Origin of the sequence: Streptomyces griseoaurantiacus, assembly GCF_036189845.1 — a bacterium.
GTDB lineage: Bacteria > Actinomycetota > Actinomycetes > Streptomycetales > Streptomycetaceae > Streptomyces > Streptomyces griseoaurantiacus.
Map to the genome: position 1 here is coordinate 5,979,925 of NZ_CP108326.1, position 16,629 is coordinate 5,996,553.

The 16,629-nt window shown below is 77.4% G+C and carries 17 protein-coding genes and 1 pseudogene; 15 read left to right on the forward strand and 3 right to left on the reverse strand.

From position 1 onward, the window contains the following. Positions 1-7 precede the first annotated feature (7 nt). From OHB09_RS26475 to OHB09_RS26530, 12 genes and pseudogenes are all read left to right on the forward strand, one after another. Positions 8-1,633, forward strand: coding sequence for a carbamoyltransferase family protein (locus OHB09_RS26475; protein ID WP_328922643.1), 1,626 nt, complete (start codon positions 8-10; stop codon positions 1,631-1,633). Continuing rightward, a complete protein-coding gene (locus tag OHB09_RS26480; protein ID WP_328922644.1) occupies positions 1,630-2,661 on the forward strand; it encodes a glycosyltransferase family 2 protein in 1,032 nt (343 codons plus the stop codon). The genes OHB09_RS26475 and OHB09_RS26480 overlap by 4 nt, the downstream gene beginning before the upstream one ends. Continuing rightward, the gene (locus OHB09_RS26485; protein WP_328922645.1) at positions 2,658-3,254 is read left to right on the forward strand and encodes a D-glycero-alpha-D-manno-heptose-1,7-bisphosphate 7-phosphatase; all 597 of its coding nucleotides are present in this window, start codon (positions 2,658-2,660) and stop codon (positions 3,252-3,254) included. The genes OHB09_RS26480 and OHB09_RS26485 overlap by 4 nt, the downstream gene beginning before the upstream one ends. Then, positions 3,251-4,309 carry a glycosyltransferase family 9 protein gene (locus tag OHB09_RS26490; protein WP_328922646.1) on the forward strand — a complete coding sequence of 353 codons (1,059 nt, stop codon included), beginning with the start codon at positions 3,251-3,253 and terminating at the stop codon, positions 4,307-4,309. The genes OHB09_RS26485 and OHB09_RS26490 overlap by 4 nt, the downstream gene beginning before the upstream one ends. Continuing rightward, positions 4,306-5,268 (forward strand): glycosyltransferase, encoded by a 963-nt coding sequence (locus OHB09_RS26495; protein WP_006143303.1) that lies wholly within the window; start codon positions 4,306-4,308, stop codon positions 5,266-5,268. Before OHB09_RS26490 ends, OHB09_RS26495 begins: the two co-directional genes overlap by 4 nt. Then, entirely contained in the window at positions 5,265-6,521 is a 1,257-nt protein-coding gene (locus tag OHB09_RS26500; RefSeq protein WP_191851937.1) for a glycosyltransferase, read from the forward strand. The genes OHB09_RS26495 and OHB09_RS26500 overlap by 4 nt, the downstream gene beginning before the upstream one ends. Before the next feature lie 88 nt (positions 6,522-6,609). After that, a pseudogene (locus OHB09_RS26505) lies at positions 6,610-7,179 on the forward strand (D-sedoheptulose-7-phosphate isomerase); the annotation flags it as partial. A 340-nt stretch (positions 7,180-7,519) separates the two neighbouring features. Beyond that, entirely contained in the window at positions 7,520-8,998 is a 1,479-nt protein-coding gene (rfaE2, locus tag OHB09_RS26510; RefSeq protein ID WP_093600337.1) for a D-glycero-beta-D-manno-heptose 1-phosphate adenylyltransferase, read from the forward strand. Positions 8,999-9,062: 64 nt separating this feature from the next. After that, complete coding sequence (locus OHB09_RS26515) at positions 9,063-10,064, forward strand: glycosyltransferase family 9 protein (RefSeq protein WP_319351777.1); 1,002 nt, start codon at positions 9,063-9,065, stop codon at positions 10,062-10,064. 5 nt (positions 10,065-10,069) lie between these two features. After that, on the forward strand, positions 10,070-10,957 hold the full coding sequence (locus tag OHB09_RS26520; protein ID WP_191851933.1) for a glycosyltransferase family 2 protein: 888 nt from the start codon (positions 10,070-10,072) through the stop codon (positions 10,955-10,957). Next, positions 10,954-11,871 (forward strand): glycosyltransferase family 2 protein, encoded by a 918-nt coding sequence (locus OHB09_RS26525; RefSeq protein ID WP_191851932.1) that lies wholly within the window; start codon positions 10,954-10,956, stop codon positions 11,869-11,871. The genes OHB09_RS26520 and OHB09_RS26525 overlap by 4 nt, the downstream gene beginning before the upstream one ends. 168 nt (positions 11,872-12,039) lie before the next feature. Next, on the forward strand, positions 12,040-12,285 hold the full coding sequence (locus OHB09_RS26530; RefSeq protein ID WP_167793767.1) for a hypothetical protein: 246 nt from the start codon (positions 12,040-12,042) through the stop codon (positions 12,283-12,285). Between the two features lie 72 nt (positions 12,286-12,357). Here the strand turns inward: OHB09_RS26530 and OHB09_RS26535 are convergent, their stop codons facing one another. Together OHB09_RS26535 and OHB09_RS26540 are read right to left on the reverse strand one after the other, a co-directional pair. Beyond that, positions 12,358-12,654: a DUF3618 domain-containing protein gene (locus OHB09_RS26535; protein ID WP_167793768.1), complete on the reverse strand. Its 297-nt coding sequence runs from the start codon at positions 12,652-12,654 to the stop codon at positions 12,358-12,360. A gap of 112 nt (positions 12,655-12,766) precedes the next feature. Continuing rightward, positions 12,767-13,948 (reverse strand): YihY/virulence factor BrkB family protein, encoded by a 1,182-nt coding sequence (locus OHB09_RS26540; RefSeq protein WP_191889946.1) that lies wholly within the window; start codon positions 13,946-13,948, stop codon positions 12,767-12,769. Between the two features lie 194 nt (positions 13,949-14,142). On the opposite strand from OHB09_RS26540, the gene OHB09_RS26545 reads away from it, so the two are divergent. Next, entirely contained in the window at positions 14,143-14,298 is a 156-nt protein-coding gene (locus OHB09_RS26545; protein WP_006143292.1) for a hypothetical protein, read from the forward strand. Positions 14,299-14,384: 86 nt separating this feature from the next. Here the strand turns inward: OHB09_RS26545 and OHB09_RS26550 are convergent, their stop codons facing one another. Beyond that, positions 14,385-14,762 carry a TraR/DksA family transcriptional regulator gene (locus tag OHB09_RS26550; protein ID WP_191851930.1) on the reverse strand — a complete coding sequence of 126 codons (378 nt, stop codon included), beginning with the start codon at positions 14,760-14,762 and terminating at the stop codon, positions 14,385-14,387. A 115-nt stretch (positions 14,763-14,877) separates the two neighbouring features. Here OHB09_RS26550 and OHB09_RS26555 point away from each other — a divergent pair, with 115 nt between their 5' ends. Both OHB09_RS26555 and OHB09_RS26560 read left to right on the forward strand, forming a co-directional pair. Then, positions 14,878-15,819, forward strand: a complete 942-nt coding sequence (locus OHB09_RS26555; RefSeq protein WP_006143290.1) for a polysaccharide pyruvyl transferase family protein — start codon at positions 14,878-14,880, stop codon at positions 15,817-15,819. Between the two features lie 65 nt (positions 15,820-15,884). Beyond that, complete coding sequence (locus OHB09_RS26560; protein ID WP_093600353.1) at positions 15,885-16,196, forward strand: DUF3040 domain-containing protein; 312 nt, start codon at positions 15,885-15,887, stop codon at positions 16,194-16,196. Positions 16,197-16,629: the final 433 nt, after the last annotated feature.

Below are 16,629 nucleotides of genomic sequence, written 5' to 3' on the forward strand. Positions count from 1 at the left end.
TCCCACCATGCGCATCCTTGGCATCAACGCCCTCTTCCACGATCCCGCCGCCGCCCTCGTCATCGACGGCGTCACGGTGGCGGCCGCGGAGGAGGAGCGGTTCAGCCGGCGCAAGCACGGCAAGCGCCCGGTGCCGTTCTCCGCGTGGGAGCTGCCGGAGCGGGCCGCCCGCTGGTGCCTGGAGCGGGCCGGGCTGCGCGCCGGCGAACTGGACGCGGTGGCCTACTCCTTCGACCCCGGCCTCGCCCGGCCCGCCGCCGACATGGGCCTGTCCGACCCCTGGGACCCGCTGCGCCTGGAGTACGCCCGCCGCGCCCCCGAGTTCCTCGCCGAGGCGCTGCCCGGACTCGACCCGGAGAAGGTCGTGTTCGTGCCGCACCACGTGGCGCACGCCGCCTCCGCCGGACCGGCCTCCCCGCACCCCGACAGCGCGGTCCTCGTCCTCGACGGTCGCGGCGAGGCCGCCTCCCACCTCGCGGGCCGCTTCGAGGGCGGCGAACTGCACACCCTCGCCCAGCAGACGCTGCCGCACTCCCTCGGCCTCGTCTACGAGGAACTCACCGAGCACCTCGGCTTCCTGCGCTCCAGCGACGAGTACAAGGTGATGGCCCTCGCCTCCTACGGCAAGCCCCGCTTCCTGGAGGAGATCCGCCGGCAGGTGCACGCCACCGGCGACGGCGGCTTCCGCGCCCACGGCGTCGACTGGGCCGCCCTCGCGCCCGCCCGCGCCGCGCACGAGGAGTGGAACCAGGACCACGCCGACCTCGCCTCCAGCACCCAGGCCGTGCTGGAGGAGACCCTGCTGGACCTCGCCCAGTGGCTGCACGCCGAGGCGGGCGGCGAGTCCCTGACGATGGCCGGCGGCGTCGCCCTCAACTGCGTCGCCAACTCCCGGCTGGCCCGCGTCGGCCCCTACCGGAACGTCTGGGTGCAGCCCGCCGCGGGCGACGCGGGCACCGCGCTCGGCGCCGCCCTCCACCTCACCCGCGACCCGCACCCCATGCAGGGGGCCGACCTCGGCCGCGGCTGGAACGAGGAGGAGATCCGGCACTGGCTCCAGGAGGCCGCCGTCCCCTACGAACGGCCCGCCGACATCGCCGAGACGGTCGCCGAGGAACTCGCCCGCGACGGCGTCGTCGCCTGGTTCCAGGGCCGCAGCGAATTCGGGCCCCGCGCGCTCGGCCACCGCTCCCTGATGGCCCACCCCGGCCGCGCCGAGAACCTCGAGCGGCTCAACAAGGTCAAGGGGCGCGAGGAGTTCCGCCCGGTCGCCCCCATGGTGCTCGCCGACCGCGCCGCCGACCTCTTCGACGGACCGCTGCCCAGCCCGTACATGCTCTTCGTGCACGAGGTGCGCCGCGACTGGCGTGACCGCATCCCCGCCGTCGTCCACGTCGACGGCACCGCCCGCATCCAGACCGTCGACGAGGAACGCGAACCGCTCGTCGCCCGGATGCTGGCCGCCTTCGAACGACGCACCGGGATACCCGTCGTCGTCAACACCAGCCTCAACACGGCCGGCCGGCCCATGGTCGACGACCCGCGCGACGCGCTGGAGTGCTTCGGCTCCGCGCCCGTGGACCTGCTCGCGATCGGGCCGTTCGCCGTCCGCCGCGGGAGGGCCTTCGCATGACCGGCCCCCTGGAGGCGCCGGACGGGCCGGTGTACGCGGTGGTCGTACCGACCCTCGTCCGCGCCACGCTCACCGACTGCCTCGCCGCGCTCGCCGCCGCGATCGGCCCGCGGCCCGCCGAGATCGTCCTCGTCGACGACCGCCCGGAGGCCGGCGCCGACCCCGCAGCCCTGGAGCACCCGCTGCGGGTGCTGGGCGAACTCCGCGAACGCACACGGGTGCTGACCAGTGGTGGACGCGGCCCGGCCGCCGCCCGCAACACCGGGACCCGGGCCGTCGGCGCCCCCTGGACCGTCTTCCTCGACGACGACGTGCAGGTCGGCCCGCACTGGTGCGCCCAGCTCTCCGAGGACCTCGCGGAGGCACCCGCGGACACCGCCGGCATCCAGGGCGTCATCGCCGTCCCACTGCCCGGCGAACGGCGCCCCACCGACTGGGAACGCGGCACCGCCGGGCTCGCCGAGGCCCGCTGGATCACCGCCGACATGGCCTACCGCACCGCCGTCCTCAAGGAGGTCGGCGGCTTCGACGAACGCTTCCGCCGCGCCTTCCGCGAGGACGCCGACCTCGCGCTGCGCGTCCTCGACGCCGGGTGGGGCATCCGGCGCGGACGGCGCACCACCCGGCACCCGGTGCGGCCCGCCGACCGCTGGGTCTCACTGCGCGCCCAGCGCGGCAACGCCGACGACGCCCTGATGGGACGGCTGCACGGACCCGACTGGTGGCTGAAGGCCGCCGCCCCGCGCGGCCGCATCCGCACCCACGCCGCCGTCACCGCCGCCGGCGCGGGCGCCTGCCTCCTCGCCGCCCTCCGCCGACCCCGCGCCGCCGCCGCCCTCGCCGCCTGCTGGGCCCTGGGCACGGCCGAGTTCGCCCGGTCCCGCATCGCCCCGGGACCGGGCACCCGGGACGAGGTCGGCACGATGCTCGCCACCAGCGTCCTGATCCCCCCGGCCGCCACCTGGCACCGCCTGTCCGGCGAGTGGCGCCACCGCCGGGCCCCCGCCTGGCGGGAGGTGGTCTCATGACCGGCACCGTCACCGGCACGCCCGCCGGCGGCCCGCCCGCTCACCCGCCCGTACCGCGCGCCGTGCTCTTCGACCGGGACGGCACCCTCGTCGAGGACGTGCCCTACAACGGCGACCCCGCACGGGTCCGGCCCGTCCCCGGCGCCCGGGAGGCCCTCGACCGGCTGCGGGCGCGCGGGATCCGCACCGCCGTCGTCAGCAACCAGTCCGGGGTGGCCCGAGGGCTGATCGGCGCCGCCGACGTCGTACGGGTCAACGCGCGGATCGAGGCGCTGCTCGGCCCCTTCGACACCTGGGCGGTGTGCCCGCACGGTCCCGAGGACGGATGCGCCTGCCGCAAGCCGGAGCCCGGACTCGTCCTCGCCGCCGCCCGGCGGCTCGGCCTGCCCGTGAGGGACTGCGTGGTCGTCGGCGACATCGGCGCGGACGTCGAGGCCGCCCGCCGGGCCGGCACGTACGGCGTGCTCGTGCCGACCCCGGTGACCCGGGCGGAGGAGATCGCCGCCGCCTCCCACGTCGCCCCCGACCTGCAGGCCGCCGTACGCGCCCTGCTGCCCGGCGGGGCGGACCCCGAACCCGGGAGGCCCCGGTGACCACCCCGCGCACCGGCCGGGCCCTCGTCGCCCGCCTCGACAGCTTCGGCGACGTCCTGCTCGCCGGGCCCGCCGTCCGCGCCGTCGCCGCCCGCGCCGCGCACGTCACGTTCCTGTGCGGGCCCAGGGGCGAGCCCGCCGCCCGCCTGCTGCCCAGAGTGGACGAGGTCCTCGTGTGGGACGCCCCCTGGGCCGGGTTCGACGCCCCGGACGTGGACCGCGCGGACCTCGACCGGCTCGTCCGCCGCATCGAGGCCGACACCGCGCTCGTCCTCACCTCCTTCCACCAGTCCCCGCTGCCCACCGCCCTGGTGCTGCGGCTGGCCGGCGTCGCCCGGATCGCCGCCGACAGCGAGGACTATCCCGGCACCCTCCTCGACGTACGGCACCACCGGGCGCCGCACGCCCACGAGGTGGAGGCCGCCCTCGACCTGGCGGCCGCCGCCGGATTCCCCGCCGTGGACGACGGCCGCCCCCGCATCCGGCCCGTCCCCGACACCCGTGACCTGACCGGGAGTTCGCCCTACGTCGTGCTCCACCCCGGCGCCAGCGTCCCCGCCCGCGCCTGGAGCCCCGACCGCTGCGCCCAGGCCGTGCGCGAACTGGCCGCCGCCGGGCACCGCGTCCTCGTCACCGGCGGCCCGGGGGAGCGGGAGCTGACCGCGCACGTGGCCGGGGAGCGCGGCCTCGACCTCGGCGGCCGCACCGACGCCGCACGGCTCGCGGGCGTCCTCGCGGGCGCCTCGGCCCTCGTCACCGGCAACACCGGGCCCGCGCACCTGGCCGCCGCCGTCGGCACCCCCGTCGTCTCCCTGTTCGCACCCGTCGTACCCGCCGAACGCTGGCGGCCCTACGGCGTGCCCTGCGTGCTGCTCGGCGACCAGCACGCGCCCTGCGCCGACAGCAGGGCGCGCACCTGCCCGGTGCCCGGCCACCCCTGCCTCGACTCGGTCACCGCGCACGAGGTGCTGACCGCCGTCGAGAAGGTGGCCGTCAAGAAGCAGGCCGCCGACAAGGTCGACAAGGAGGCCGACGAGAAGGTGAGGGCCCTGTGAGAATCCTGATCTGGCACGTGCACGGCTCCTGGACCACCGCGTTCGTCCAGGGACCGCACACCTACGTCGTCCCCGTCACCCCCGACCGGGGCCCCGACGGCCTCGGCCGCGCCCGCACCTGGGACTGGCCCGCCTCCGTCGTCGAACTCCCGCCCGAGGACCTGCGGACCGCCGAGCTCGACCTCGTCGTGCTCCAGCGCCCGCACGAGTTCGAGCTCGCCCGCGCCTGGCTCGGCCGCACCCCCGGCCGGGACGTCCCCGCCGTCTACCTGGAGCACAACGCCCCCCACGGCAACGTCCCCGACACCCGGCACCCCGCCGCCGACCTGCCCGGCGTCCCCGTCGTGCACGTCACCCACTTCAACCGGCTGATGTGGGACACCGGTTCCGCCCCGGCCACCGTCGTCGAGCACGGCATCGTCGACCCCGGACCGCTCTACACCGGCGAACTGCCGCACGCGGCCGTCGTCGTCAACGAGCCGCTGCGGCGCGGCCGCACCACCGGCACCGACCTGCTGCCCGCCCTCGCCGCCGCCGCGCCGCTCGACGTGTTCGGCATGGGCACCGCGGGCCTCGCCGGCCACCTGGGCCTGGACCCCGCGCGCTGCCGGGACCACGAACTCCCGCAGGACGCGCTGCACACGGCGCTCGCCCGGCGCCGCCTCTACGTCCACCCCGTCCGCTGGACCTCCCTCGGCCTGTCCCTGCTGGAGGCGATGCACCTGGGCATGCCCGTGGTCGCCCTCGCCACCACCGAGGTCGTCGAGGCCGTGCCCGAGGACGCCGGGGTGGTGTCCAACCGGATCGACGTACTCACCGACGCCGTACGGGAGTTCCTCGCCGACCCCGAGCAGGCGCGCCGCACCGGCGCGCGCGCCCGGTCGGCGGCACTCGCCCGCTACGGACTGCCCCGCTTCCTCGACGACTGGGAGCGGCTGTTCAAGGAGGTGACCCGATGAGGATCGCCATGGTGTCCGAGCACGCGAGCCCGCTCGCCGCGCTCGGCGGCCCCGACGCCGGAGGCCAGAACGTGTACGTGGCGCGCCTGGCGGAGGAGCTGACCAGGCGCGGCCACCAGGTCACCGTCTACACCCGGCGCGACGCGGCCACGCTGCCCGAGCGGGTGCCGCTGCCCGGCGGCGCCGTCGTCGAGCACGTCACGGCCGGACCGGCCGAGCCGATCCCCAAGGACGAACTCCTCGCGCACATGCCCGCGTTCGGCGCGCACCTGGCCCGCGCCTGGGCCCGCGAGCGGGACCGGCCCGAGGTGGTGCACGCGCACTTCTGGATGTCCGGCATCGCCGCCCGGCTCGGCGCGCACCCCCACGGCATCCCGGTCGTGCAGACCTTCCACGCCCTCGGCACGGTCAAGAGGCGCCACCAGGGGGCGGCCGACACCAGCCCGCCCGAGCGCATCGGCGTGGAACGGGGCCTCGGCCGCACCTGCGACCAGGTGCTGGCCACGTGCAGCGACGAGGTCCGCGAACTCGCCGCGATGGGTGTCCCGCGCCGCCGGGTGGCGGTCGTGCCCTGCGGCGTCGACGCGGACCACTTCCGGCCGGACCCCGGACGGGTCCTGTCCGGCGGCACCGCGTCCGGCGGGGCCTGGCGGCCGCCCGAGCGGCGGGCGGCGCACCGGCTGCTCGCCATCGGCCGGCTGGTCCCCCGCAAGGGCTACGACCAGGCCGTCCGGGCCCTGCCCCGGATCCCCGACACCGAACTGCTCCTCGCCGGCGGCCCCCCGGAACACCGGCTCGCCGAGGACACGGAGGCCGGGCGGCTGCTCCGGCTCGCCGGAGAACTCGGCGTCGCCGACCGGGTGCGGCTGCTCGGCGCGGTCGACCCGGCACGGATGCCGGACCTCATGCGCGCCACCGACCTGGTGCTGTGCACCCCCGCCTACGAGCCCTTCGGCATCGTGCCGCTGGAGGCGATGGCGTGCGGCGTCCCGGTCGTCGCCACCGACGTCGGCGGCCACCGCGACAGCGTCGCCGACCGGGTCACCGGCCGGCTCGTCCCGCCCGGCGACCCCGGCGCCGTCGCCGCGGCCGTCCGGGAACTCCTCGACGACACCGCGCTGCGCCGCCGCTACGGCGCCGCCGGCCGCGACCGGGTCCTCGCCCGCTTCACCTGGCAGCGGGTCGCCCTCGGCGCGGAACAGGTGTACCGCCAGGTCGCGGCGGACCGGGAGCTGCGCACGGAGGTGGCGTGAGGCGCGGCCCGCGCACGGCGGGCGCGCGCTCCCCGGCACGCCGCCGCGCGCACCGACCGCAGACCCCTCTCGCGGAGGAGAAGGCCCGATGACATACGCACCCGTCGTGACCCACTGCGAGGAACTCCTCGACGCCCTGGGACCGTTCCGCCGCTCGGCGCCGCTGGCCGGCCACTGGGGGGAGCGGCTCGCCGCCGTGCTGTGCGGCGGCGGCCGGCTGCTGGCCGCGGGCAACGGCGGCAGCGCGGCACAGGCCCAGCACCTCACGGCCGAACTCGTCGGCCGCTACCGCACCGACCGGCCGCCGTTCTCCGCGATCGCCCTCCACGCGGACACCTCCAGCACCACGGCGATCGCCAACGACTACGGCGTCGACGAGCTGTTCGCCCGCCAGGTACGCGCCCACGGCCGACCCGGCGACGTCCTGATCCTGCTGTCGACCAGCGGCGCCAGCGCCAACCTGCTCTCCGCGGCCGACGCCGGCCGGGCCGCCGGTCTGCACGTGTGGGCGCTCACCGGACCCGCCCCCAACCCGCTGGCCGCCGCGGCCGACGAGGCCCTCTGCGTGGCCGCCCCCTCGGCGGCGACCGTCCAGGAACTCCACCTGGTCGCCGTGCACATGGTGTGCGAGGCCTTCGACGAGGCACTGGAGGCCGGCGGCCTCCCGCACACCGCGCCCGCGACGACCCACGGCACGGGCGTCGCCCGCTCCCTGAGCAGCCGCCTCCGCACCACCGACGGGAGCGCACCGCCCGGCGCCGGCCTGCCACGCGACGGCACCCGCCGGCTCGACGGGAAGCGCCCGCCCGGGGCCGAGGACGCCCCGGACGGCGCCGCCGGCCGGCGCGGGCAGCCGGCCGGCCGTGACGGCGGGCCGGCCGACGGGCACCCGCGCACCGCGACCGGCGGGGCGGCCCGCCGGGCCGCGGCGCCGGGCGGCGGAACGGGGCGGCACCGTGCCGCCGCGGAGGACGGCACCGGGCGGAAGGAACGGCGCGATGGCTGACCCCGCGGTGCGCGCACCGCTGCTCGTCGTCGGGGACGCCCTGCTCGACCGGGACGTCTCCGGCCGCGCCGAACGGCTCGCCCCCGACGCCCCCGTCCCCGTCGTCGCCGACGGCGAGGAACGGCTGCGCCCCGGCGGCGCCGCCCTCGCCGCCTACCTCGCCGCCCGCGACGGCCGCGAGGTCACCCTCGTCACCGCCCTCGGCGACGACCCGGCCGCCCGCGCGCTGCGCCGGCTCCTCGAACCCTGGCTCACCCTCCTCGCGCTGCCCGCCACCGGCCCGCTGCCCGAGAAGACCCGGGTGCTGGCCCAGGGCCGCCCGCTGGTCCGCGTCGACCGGGGCACCGGCCGCGCCGCGGCCGCCACCGACGAGGCCCGTGCCGCCGTCCGCGCGGCCCGCGCCGTGCTCGTCTCCGACTACGGGCGGGGCGCCGCCGACGTCCTGCGCGAGGCCCTCACCGAACGGCCCCCCGCCGTCTGGGACCCGCACCCGCGCGGGGGCCCGCCGGTGCCCGGCACCCGCCTGGTCACCCCCGCCGCCGCCGAGGCCAAGGCGTTCGCGGGGGCAGGCGCCGCCGACGGGAACGACCTGCGCGCCACCGCGCACGGCGCCGCCGCCCTCGTACGGGACTGGCGGGTCGGCTCGGTCGCCGTCACCCTGGGCGCCCGGGGCGCGCTGCTCTCCTACGGCGACTTCCCGCTGCTCGTCCCGGCGCCCGAGGCGCACGGCGGCGACAGTTGCGGCGCGGGCGACCGGTTCGCCGCCACCGCCGCCGGGCTCCTCGCCGACGGCGCCGCCACCGACGAGGCCGTGCAGGGCGCGGTCACCACCGCCTGCGCCTTCGTGGGCGCGGGCGGGGCCGGCGGGCTGCGCTGGGAGACCGCCGGCTCGAAGGCCCGCACGGCCGGAGCGGCGGCAGGTCCCCCCGGTGCCGAACGCACCGGCGGCCCGGCGGGAGCGGCCGGGACGGACCCCGCCACCGGCGAGGCCGAGCGGCTCCTCGCCCACGTCCGGGCCACCGGCGGCACGGTCGTCGCCGCCGGGGGCTGCTTCGACCTCCTGCACGCGGGCCACGTCGGACTGCTCCAGGCGGCCCGGCGCATCGGCGACTGCCTCGTCGTCTGCGTCAACTCCGATGCCTCCGTGCGCCGCCGCAAGGGCGAGGGACGGCCCGTCAACCCGCTCGCCGACCGGATCCGCGTGCTGCGCGCCCTGGAATGCGTGGACGCCGTCGCCGTCTTCGACGAGGACACCCCCGAGGCCCTGCTCACCCGGCTCGAACCCGACGTGTGGGTCAAGGGCGGCGACTACACCCACGCCGACCTCCCCGAGGCCGCGCTGCTCGACGGATGGGGCGGCCAGACCGTGCTGCTGCCCTACCTCGACGGCCGCTCCAGCACCCGCCTCGCCGCCCGCGCGGCCGCCGCCGCGGCCGCCGCGGCGGAAGGCGGCGGGGGCCGACGGGCCTGACCCGCCCCACCCCCTGCCCTCGGCGGCCTTCCCCTGTCCGCCCCGACCCCCGGAGCCCCCGCCCATGACCCAGCGCCCCGCACCGCCGCCCCCCGCCGCCTCCCACCGACCCCGCCTTCTCGTCCTGCGGGCGCTGGGGCTCGGGGACCTGCTCGCCGGGGTGCCCGCGCTGCGCGCGCTGCGCCGGGCCTTCCCCGCCCACGAGAGCGTGCTGGCCGCGCCCGCCGAGCTGGCCCCCCTCGCCGAGGCGAGCGGCGCCGTCGACCGGCTGCTGCCCGCCGCCGCCCCCGGCCGGGCCGTGCCCGCCGCCCTCGACTGGACCGGACCGCCCCCCGACCTCGCCGTCGACCTGCACGGCAAGGGCCCCGAGAGCCTGCGCCCGCTGCGCGCGCTGCGCCCCGGCCGCCTCCTCGGCTTCGCACACCCGGACGGCCCGCCCTGGTACGCCGAGGAGCACGAGCGCGACCGCTGGTGCCGGCTGCTCACCTCCTACGGCATCCCCGCCGACCCCACCGACCTGCGCCTGCCCCCGCCGGCCGCCCCCTCCCCGGCACCCGGAGCCGTCGTCCTGCACCCCGGAGCCGGAGCCCCCTCCCGCCGCTGGCCCGTCGACCGGTACGCCGCCGTCGCCACCGCGCTGCGCGCCCGGGGCCGGCGGGTCCTCGTGACCGGCGGGCCGGGGGAGGAGGAGCTGGTGGGCGCGCTCGCACGGGCGGCCGCCCTGCCCGCGGGGGACGTCCTCTCCGGCGGGCCGCCCTTCGGCACCCTCGCCGCCCTCGTCGCAGGCGCCTCCGCCGTCGTCAGCGGCGACACCGGCATCGCCCACCTCGCCGTCGCCCACGGCACCCCGTCCGTCACCCTCTTCGGGCCCGTGCCGCCCAGCCTCTGGGGGCCGCCCCCCGACCCCCGCCACCGCGTCCTGTGGCACTCCGGCCCGCCCGGCGACCCGCACGCCCGCACCCCCGACCCGGCGCTGCTCCGCATCGGCCCCGAAGAGGTGCTCGACGCTCTCCGGGCCCTCGAAGCCCTGGACGCCCCGGCCGCCCCGCTCCCCGTCTCCCGGTGACCCCCATGACCCGCGCACCCTCCGTCGGCATCGCCCTCGCCACCCGCGACCGGGCCGGCAGCCTCGCCACCACCCTCGAACACCTGCTCGCTCTCCCGGAGCGGCCCCCCGTCGTCGTCGCCGACAACGGCTCCACCGACGGCACCCGCGCCCTGCTCGCCCGCCGCTTCCCCGAGGTCCGCGTCCTCGCCCTCCCCGCCAACCGGGGCGCCCTCGCCCGCACCGACGCCGTCCGCGCCCTGGACACCCCCTACGTGGCCTTCAGCGACGACGACTCCTGGTGGGAGCCCGGCGCCCTCGCCACCGCCGCCGCACTGCTCGACGCCCACCCCCGGCTCGGACTGCTCTCCGCCCGCACCCTGGTCGGCCCCGCCGGGGAGCCCGACCCCCTCAACGCCGTCCTCGCCGGCTCCCCCCTCGGCACGGACCCCGAGCTGCCCGGCACCCGCGTCCTCGGCTTCCTCGGCTGCGCCGCCGTCGCCCGCCGCACCGCCTACCTCGACGCGGGCGGCTACCATCCGCTGCTGTTCTTCGGCGCCGAGGAAACCCTCCTCGCCTACGACCTCGCCGCCCGCGGCTGGGGTGTCGCCCACTGCCCCGAGGTGGTCGCCCACCACCACCCGGCGGTCACCGAACGCCCCCACCGCTCCGCCGTCGTACGCCGCAACGAACTGCTCACCGCCTGGCTGCGCCGCCCCCTGCCGCACGCCCTCGGCCGCACCCGCCGCCTCGCCGCCGAGGCACGCCGCGACCCGGCCGCCCGCCGCGCGCTGCGCGAGACGCTGGCCCGGCTGCCCGCCGCGCTGCGGCAGCGCCGCCCGCTGCCGCCGGAGGTGGAACGCGCCGCGCGCCGCGTCGAACGCGAACCCGTACGCCAGGAGGAGCCGGTATGACGCACCCGCGCGAGCGGCGCCCCGACGCGCGCACGACCGTCGTCGTCATCACCCACAACCGGCGGTCCGAACTCCTGCGCACCCTCGACGAGCTGGCCGCGCTGCCGGAAGCCCCGCCGGTGATCGTCACCGACAACGCCTCCACCGACGGCACCGCCGAGGCGGTCGCCGAGCGGCACCCCCGGGTGACCCTGCTGCGGCCCGGCCGCAACCTCGGCGCGGTCGGCCGCAACCTGGCCGTGCAGCGGGTGCGCACCCCGTACGTGGCGTTCTGCGACGACGACTCCTGGTGGGAGCCCGGGTCCCTGGCCGCGGCGGCGGACCTGCTCGACCGGCACGCCCGGCTCGCCGCCGTCACCGCGCGCATCCTCGTCGAACCGGCGGGGACGGAGGACCCGATCGTCGCCGAACTGCGCGACTCACCGATCCCCGGCCCCGACTGGCTGCCCGGCCCCGCGCTGGGATCCTTCCTCGCGGCGGCGACGGTACTGCGCACGGACGCGTTCCGCACGGCCGGCGGCTTCTCGCCGCGGCTGTGGCTGGGAGGGGAGGAGGAACTGCTGGCGGCAGACCTGGCGGCCGCCGGATGGTGGCTGGCCTACGCCGAGGAGCTGACGATCCACCACGCCCCCTCGACCGCCCGGGACGCCTCGCTGCGCCGGGCGCACGGCATCCGCAACACCCTGTGGTTCTCCTGGCTGCGCAGGCCGGCGGGGGTGGCGCTGCGGAAGACGGTGCACATGGCGCGGACGGTGCCGCGGGACACGACGTCCCTGCGCGGGTTCGCGCTGGCCGCCGCGGGGGCGGGGTGGGTGGCGCGGGAGCGGAGGGTGGTGCCGCCGGAGGTGGAGACGAGGCTCCGCCTCCTCGACGACACCCAACGCCGCTCCGAGGCCCGGCAGTACGGCCCCTGACCCGCACCGGCAGGCGCACGGCCCGCACCCGGCAGGCACGTTGGCCCGCACCCGGCAGGCGCACGGGCCGGGCGGTCACCGGACCTTCACGCCGTCCACCCTGCCCGCCCGCATGCGCCGCGCCCTCGCGGGGCACCCGCTCCTGCGCAGCGCATCGAGGGGGTCTCCGTGATCGTCGTCATCGCCGTTCTGCTCCTGCCCGTCGCCGGAGCCATGCTCGCCGCTCTCTCCTGGTGGGAGGAACGCCTCTTCACCGCCCCCGAGGCGCCCCGCCACGCCCGCGCCCCGCGGCAGCACCGGCACCAGCACCGGCACCGGCACCTGAGGCTGATCCCCGGCGGCCGTGCCGCCCGTCCGGCGGACACCGCCGGCGAAGCCGCGGCGGCCCACGCCGAACACCGCGACGCCGCCTGAGGCCCGGCGGCCCCGGGCGGCGTCCCACCGGGCGGTGTCGTGACGTCGGTGACGTCGGTGAGGCGGTGGGCGTCAGCGGCGGCGCACCTTCCGCGCGATCAGCAGGCCCACTCCCAGGGCCACCGCGCTCCCCGCGGCCGCCATCACCCGCAGCGGCAGCCCGCGCACGCCCGCCGACAGGCGGGACACCCGCTCCCCGGCACGCTCCCGCACGTCCTCCGCCTTCTCGCGGGCCCGGGCCTTCACATCCGTCTTCGCGGCCAGCTCCTCGACGGTGCGGCCCAGTTCCTCGCGGGTGTGCGCGATCTGCTCGCGCAGCTCCTCCTTGGTGGCGGGAGCGGTCCCGCCGGAGGGACTCCGTTCAGCCATCGGCGTGTCCTTTCCTCGTGTGCTCGTGTGCTCGTGTGCTCGTGTGCTCGTGTGCTCGGGGGTGACGGGGGTCGGTGTGTGACGGCCGTGCCGGTGGGTGTCGTCCGGCGGCTCAGCCGAGGGGGCCCTCCTCCTCGGCACGGCGCTTGTCCTGCTCGTCCCACGTCCGGGTGTCGCGCGGCTCTGCGTAGGGTTCCTCGTCCGGCGGGAGCCCGCCCGCCACGGCCCGCTGCCGTGCCGTCTCCGCGTCGAACTCCAGGCCGAGCAGGATCGCCAGGTTGCTGATCCACAGCCACACCAGGAAGACGATGACGCCGGCCATGGTCCCGTACGTCTTGTTGTAGGAGCCGAAGTTGGCGACGTAGAAGGCGAAGCCGGCGGAGGCCACCAGCCAGATGAGGAGTGCGAGCAGGCTGCCCGGGGTGATCCACCTGAATCCCCGGACCTTCGCGTTGGGTGTGGACCAGTACAGGATCGCGATCATGATCGTCACCAGGATCACCAGGACCGGCCACTTCGCGATCGACCACACCGTCAGCGCGGTGTCGCCCAGCCCCAGCGCGTCCCCGGCCCGCTTGGCGATGCCGCCGGTGAAGACCACGATGCACGAACTGATGATCGCCAGCACCATCAGCACCACCGTGACGGCCAGTCGCAGCGGCAGCACCTTCCACACCGGGCGGCCCTCGGGCACGTCGTAGACCGCGTTGGCGGTGCGGATGAAGGCGGCGATGTAGCCCGAGGCCGACCACAGCGCCAGCACGATGCCGACCACCGCCATGATCGACCCGGTGCCGCCGTTGTCCTGCAATTGGTGCACCGCCTTGGTGACGATGTCCGAGGCGGAGCCCGGGGCGAGACTGTCGACCTGGTCCAGGAGCTTGTCCGTGGTCGACTTCCCGGTCATGCCGAGGAAGGAGACGAGGACCAGCAGCGCCGGAAAGAGGGACAGCACCCCGTAGTAGGTGAGCGCGGCGGCGCGGTCGGTCAGCTCGTCGTTCTTGAACTCGCGCAGGGTGCCCTTGAACACCTCCTTCCAGGACTTCGCGGGCAGCTCCGTGGGACTGTCCGGGGCCTTGCGCTCGACCTCCGGGTCCGGGCCGTACCGCTCGCTGTCCGCGGCCGAGTCCGCGCGGGCGTCCGCCGGGCGCGAGCCGGTGTCGGTCGAGCCCGTGCGGGGGTCCGTCACGTCCCCGCGGGAGTCCGCGTCCGCGCCCGAGGGCGTGACGGCGTCCGGGGCGGGCCCGGTGTCCGCTTCCTGGTGCCTGTGTCCGAGTTTCGATAGCCGCGACATGGGGTGCGGGTATCCCCGACGCGCCCGATCACGCTCCGCTCGCGCGTCACCTGGCCCGTTCGGGTGGCGCCGGGGCCGCGTACCGTCCCCGGCGCCCTGCGGTGCGGGCGCGTGCGGGCCGTTTGGCGCGGGGGTGCCGGGTAACCCGGACGGGGCGAAACGATCTGTCCCCGAGCGGACCGGACGGAGATGCCATGGACGAGCAGGTCACCCCCTCACAGGCGGAGGGCGAACGGGACGACGAGGACGCGACGACCGACGGGCGCCCGGACATCCCGCACCCGACACCCTCGCAGGCCGAGGGCGAGCGGGACGACGAGCCCGGCGAGGAACGGTCCGGCCGGATCTGAGGCCCGTGCCCGGTGCCGGCGGCCCGGCGGCCGCTCGTCGCGGAGACGGCCCGGTCCGGCCCGTGACCCGCGACCGCGCGGTCAGGTCAGCGCGCGCCCCGGCCGCGCGCACCCCCGGTGCCGCGCCCGCAGGCGAGGCAGACCTCGGCGTGCGGCACGGCGAGCAGCCGGTCGCGCTCGATCGGCCCGCCGCACACCGCGCACCGCCCGTACGCGGGCGTGCCGAGGCGGTCCAGTGCGGCGTGCGTCCGCGCCAGCAGCGAGCGTGCCCGCTCGGCGTCCGCCCGCAACCGGTCGGCGGCGGTCACCTTGGCCCCCAGATCCCCCACGTCCCGATCGCAGTCCGCGTAGAGCGTGCTCATCTGCGCGTCGACGGCCGCCAGTTCCGCGCGCAGGCCCTCCGCCTGCGCGCGGAGCCGGGCACGGAGGTCGTCGAGATCCTGGGCTGACAGTTCGGTCGGCATGACGGCTCCTCGTCTCGACGGACCCGGGTTCCCGCCGGGACGGGGACCACACGCGGGGACACACCGCCGCACCCGTCGGCACACGAGCGAACCGGGCGAACGGGAGGAACACACCGTGCGACGAAGGATTCTGCTGGTCGGCTGGTTCAGCTTCCCGGACGGCGAGGCCACCGCGGGCGACGTCCTGGCCCTGCGCCGCGTCGAGGACGTCCTCGACCGCGCCGGACTGGAGCACGACACCGTCTGGAGCCCCCACTTCCGCCCCGGGGCGCTGCACTTCGACGCGGTCCGGCCGGGGGACCACACCCACCTGGTCTTCGTGTGCGGGCCCCTGCACGGGCCCCAGGTCGAGGAGTTGCACGCGCGGTTCCCGGGCTGCGTGCGGATCGCGGTGGGCGTCTCCGTGATCGACCCCCGCAGCGCGGCGGTCACCGGGTTCCACCGCGTACTGGCCCGGGACGCCCCGAACCGGGAGCCGGTCCGGGACCTCGCCGCGAGCGCCCCGCAGTTGCTGTCCACACCGGTGGCCGGGGTGATCCTCACCCACGGTCAACGGGAGTACGGGGAGCGCCGGCGGCACGCCGAGGTCGCGGAGGTGCTCACCCGCTGGCTCGGCGGCAAGGACTGCGCGCGGCTGCCGCTGGAGACCCGACTGGACGCCCACGACTGGCGCTTGGCCGGAACGGCGGCCCAAGTCCAGTCCGTCCTCGCCCGGTTGGACGTGGTCGTCACCGACCGGCTGCACGGCATGGTGCTGGCGCTGCGGGCCGGTGTGCCCGCGCTGGCCGTCGACCCGGTCGAGGGCGGCGCGAAGGTGACCGCCCAGGCCCACGCCTGCGGCTGGCCCGCGGTCGTCGGCGCCGAACGGCTCGACGCCCGGCGGCTGGAGCACTGGTGGACCTGGTGCCTGACCTCCGGACGCTCGGCGGCACGGGAGGTGCGGGAGGAGTTCCGCGGGGCCTCCGGGACGGGTGTGACACCCGGCGCGGGGGACGGCGTGGCCGGGCTGCTCGACGCCCTGGAGATCCGGGAGGCGGGGGCCCTGGGCGGCGGTTAGTTCCGGGGGGCCGCGGGCACCCGCACAGAGCGTCCACAGGCCAGGCGTTTCCGGGAGGACCCAACGTGACCACCGGCCGGATACCCGATCACGAGAAGCGGATACTCGAGGACATGGAGGCCGCTCTGCGGCGCGGCAACCGGCGGCTGGACCGGCGATTGCGGACGCTGCGGGTGCGCCGGGGCCCGGACCCCCGCCGGCTCGCGGCCTACGAGCCGCGCGTGGCGGTGGTGGCCGTCTGGCTGTGCGTGGCGGTGGCGCTGATGGTGACGGGGATCTGCACCGGCGAACCCCCGGTCATCTGGGCCTTCGCGGTGGTGTGGCCGGTGGCGCTGTACGGCGTCTTCCGCCTCCTCTGCCGCCGGGCCGGCCCCTGACGGAACGGCCCCCCTCGCGCACTGGGCGCTCGCCCCAGACCAGGCCGGGCAAACGCTCCGGACCGGCGGGGTACGGCGGACGCCCTGAAGCCGGCACTCGCACGGTCCCGGGCCGGATCCGGCCGCGCCTCGCACGTCCAGGGGGCGTCCGCCGTCCTCCGGGGCCTGCCCGTCCTCGGGCCAGCCCGTCCTCGGGCATGCCTGTCCTGCGGGCCTGACCGTCCTCGGCCCGCCCGTCGTCCCCGGGTCCTCGCCCGGCCCGACCACCTGTCCGGCGGACGTGACCGGCGGACGGGACCGGGGCGCGGACCCCGGCCGAGGTCGGCACGCACCCCGGATGGCACCGGGCACACGTCCCGGACCGACCCCGGCACGCGCGCCCCGTACCGCGCCGGGGCGCCCGCCCTTCCGGGGCACGGCCGCCTCCGCCCAC

What these genes read in the sequence shown, in the direction of transcription:
- OHB09_RS26545 (WP_006143292.1), top strand. Translation starts at nt 14,143, where the DNA reads ATGGACGAGCAGGTCACCCCCTCACAGGCGGAGGGCGAACGGGACGAC.
- OHB09_RS26540 (WP_191889946.1), bottom strand. Translation starts at nt 13,948, where the DNA reads ATGTCGCGGCTATCGAAACTCGGACACAGGCACCAGGAAGCGGACACC.
- OHB09_RS26520 (WP_191851933.1), top strand. Translation starts at nt 10,070, where the DNA reads ATGACCCGCGCACCCTCCGTCGGCATCGCCCTCGCCACCCGCGACCGG.
- OHB09_RS26475 (WP_328922643.1), top strand. Translation starts at nt 8, where the DNA reads ATGCGCATCCTTGGCATCAACGCCCTCTTCCACGATCCCGCCGCCGCC.
- OHB09_RS26525 (WP_191851932.1), top strand. Translation starts at nt 10,954, where the DNA reads ATGACGCACCCGCGCGAGCGGCGCCCCGACGCGCGCACGACCGTCGTC.
- OHB09_RS26535 (WP_167793768.1), bottom strand. Translation starts at nt 12,654, where the DNA reads ATGGCTGAACGGAGTCCCTCCGGCGGGACCGCTCCCGCCACCAAGGAG.
- OHB09_RS26500 (WP_191851937.1), top strand. Translation starts at nt 5,265, where the DNA reads ATGAGGATCGCCATGGTGTCCGAGCACGCGAGCCCGCTCGCCGCGCTC.
- rfaE2 (WP_093600337.1), top strand. Translation starts at nt 7,520, where the DNA reads ATGGCTGACCCCGCGGTGCGCGCACCGCTGCTCGTCGTCGGGGACGCC.
- OHB09_RS26550 (WP_191851930.1), bottom strand. Translation starts at nt 14,762, where the DNA reads ATGCCGACCGAACTGTCAGCCCAGGATCTCGACGACCTCCGTGCCCGG.
- OHB09_RS26480 (WP_328922644.1), top strand. Translation starts at nt 1,630, where the DNA reads ATGACCGGCCCCCTGGAGGCGCCGGACGGGCCGGTGTACGCGGTGGTC.
- OHB09_RS26515 (WP_319351777.1), top strand. Translation starts at nt 9,063, where the DNA reads ATGACCCAGCGCCCCGCACCGCCGCCCCCCGCCGCCTCCCACCGACCC.
- OHB09_RS26485 (WP_328922645.1), top strand. Translation starts at nt 2,658, where the DNA reads ATGACCGGCACCGTCACCGGCACGCCCGCCGGCGGCCCGCCCGCTCAC.